Annotated in this window: 2 protein-coding genes; one reads left to right on the top strand and one right to left on the bottom strand. The window is 40.4% G+C overall.

Features of this window, described 5'->3' with window-relative positions; genetic code table 11:
- A partial coding sequence (locus tag VLN09_RS11965; protein WP_325246803.1) for an SGNH/GDSL hydrolase family protein occupies window positions 1–652 on the bottom strand: 652 nt, incomplete at its 3' end.
- A 332-nt stretch (window positions 653–984) separates the two neighbouring features.
- Between VLN09_RS11965 and VLN09_RS11960 the strand changes: the two genes are divergently transcribed.
- Complete coding sequence (locus VLN09_RS11960) at window positions 985–1,629, top strand: glutathione S-transferase (RefSeq protein WP_325246801.1); 645 nt, start codon at window positions 985–987, stop codon at window positions 1,627–1,629.
- Window positions 1,630–1,957: the final 328 nt, after the last annotated feature.

Below are 1,957 nucleotides of genomic sequence, written 5' to 3'. Positions count from 1 at the left end.
TATTAGAAGTCAGAAACTGTTGAGTGCCAGGTCCTAAATCAATGGCTCTTGGTGTCAGACCAAGATCAGGAATATTAGGTACTAAGATATATTTTGCACCATTATTTTTAAGCGCTTGAACCGTTTCAATTTGACTGACTACTGCTGCATCTCCGGCTCCTACACTTAAATCATTTGCACCTGCCCAGACGACATATAGACCATTAGGGTCTACGCGGTTGTTGGCCAGATAGTTATTCACTTGACTGTTTGTAGAGGCAACGTCAACAGTGATGGTGCTAGTTGGACTAGTAGGAAAAACTTGTACCGTCTCTTCGCCCGCTCTTGCACCACCAATAGAATAGTTATTACCAGTTTGGCTACCGTCATAAGTATTGGCCACAGAGGTTGTGCCCAATTGCTCAGCGAATGAGGTTGCCCATGTATTATCAGGATTGGTAGTGAACTGACCTGATTCTGCGAGTCCATATATATCTTTAGTAATTGGGCTAAAGTAGCCGCCATCGGTTAAGCTGTCACCAAAGAATGTCACACTGCTATAAAGCTCAGCATGAGCCATACCGGCCACCGATAGTGATATGGCAAGCATACTTTTGGTCAAGGTTTTAAGGGTGGTAGGGATAATAATAGTGCGAGAGGTATTACGAGACATATTGACTTCCTTGTCATGAATGTACTGGTTTATTAAGGAAGTGTAACTGCTTTTGAAAAAGCTAACAATCTAATTCAGAATAAATATCGATATAAGTTGAACAAGCTGAGAAGTAGAAAAAAGTTAGTTCTTGTGCTGTAAATATTATTTTAAATTAGTGCTCCATCTTCTGAAGTATCATTCCCAACATTGAAGGCAAGTGCTAGCATTGTTATTATGTGAAAATGAAGGTGTTGTGATTATCATTTTTAAAGTAATCACACGCCTTAGTAATAGACCAATAACCTTCGTGTCTAAACCTATTAATATCAATTCAACTGCGAACCATACCTATGACTTCCTCTTATCATTGCCTGTATTCTTTTCGCCGCTGCCCTTATGCCATGCGCGCCCGTCTTGGGATATTGTTTGCCGAGCTACAAGTAGAGCTGCGAGAGATAACGCTGAAAAATAAACCGCCGCAGATGCTAGCGATTAGTCCAAAAGGTACGGTGCCTGTTTTACAGCTTTTGGATGGGACGGTGATTGAAGAGAGTAGAGAGATAATGATATGGGCGCTTGAGCAGCAAGATCTGCAAGGGCTTTTGGACGAAGAGGCTTTGCAGCAGGCGAATGCGCTGATTGATAAAAACGACAATGAGTTTAAACATTGGCTCGATCGCTATAAATATGCCGATCGTCATCTTGAGATGACCCAGACAGAGTATCGACAGAAGGGTGAAATATTTTTACAAGTGTTAGAGGAATTGCTGACTACAAATCCTTATTTGCTAGGGAAGACCGTAACGATTGCCGATATTGGCATCATGCCTTTTGTGCGTCAATTTGCTCATGTAGATCGCGATATTTTTTATAGCCTCCCTTATCCCAATCTGCAACGATGGCTAACATACTGGCTTCAGTATCCGCTGTTTTTGCAAGCGATGACTAAATTTCAGCCGTGGCAAGAAGGGGATGATATGGTGATTTTCCAATAACCTACGCTCGGAGATTGGCGTACAAAAGCCTAAGCTAAAATTTCTTATCTACAATCTTCGCTAGCCAGAAAAATTTTCTCTAAAGGCTTGGCAGTAAGCCGTCCTCTTGCGATTTGTCTTATTGAATTTCTACAGGATTGACTGTGCCGCTCAACTATAAATAGCGATAATCAGTCATGATTTTTTATGAATAATTTTGTAAATATTTTGACATTTATAAGGTTTTGGATTACAAGAGATAAACAGTATGGTTGTTTTCGTGTAAGTAATTTTTGGAGTCATTATTTAACGTAATTAAGCTCATACACATATCAAGGGAAGCGTTTTC

It is taken from the genome of Psychrobacter sp. (assembly GCF_035469765.1).
In the GTDB taxonomy this organism is placed as follows: Bacteria; Pseudomonadota; Gammaproteobacteria; order Pseudomonadales; family Moraxellaceae; genus Psychrobacter.
The sequence above is the reverse complement of the archived record's forward strand: the minus strand, read 5'-3'. Positions and strand labels throughout refer to the sequence as shown.

Excerpts from the sequence above, each read along its gene's own strand:
- VLN09_RS11960 (WP_325246801.1), top strand. The coding sequence starts at position 985 with ATGACTTCCTCTTATCATTGCCTGTATTCTTTTCGCCGCTGCCCTTAT.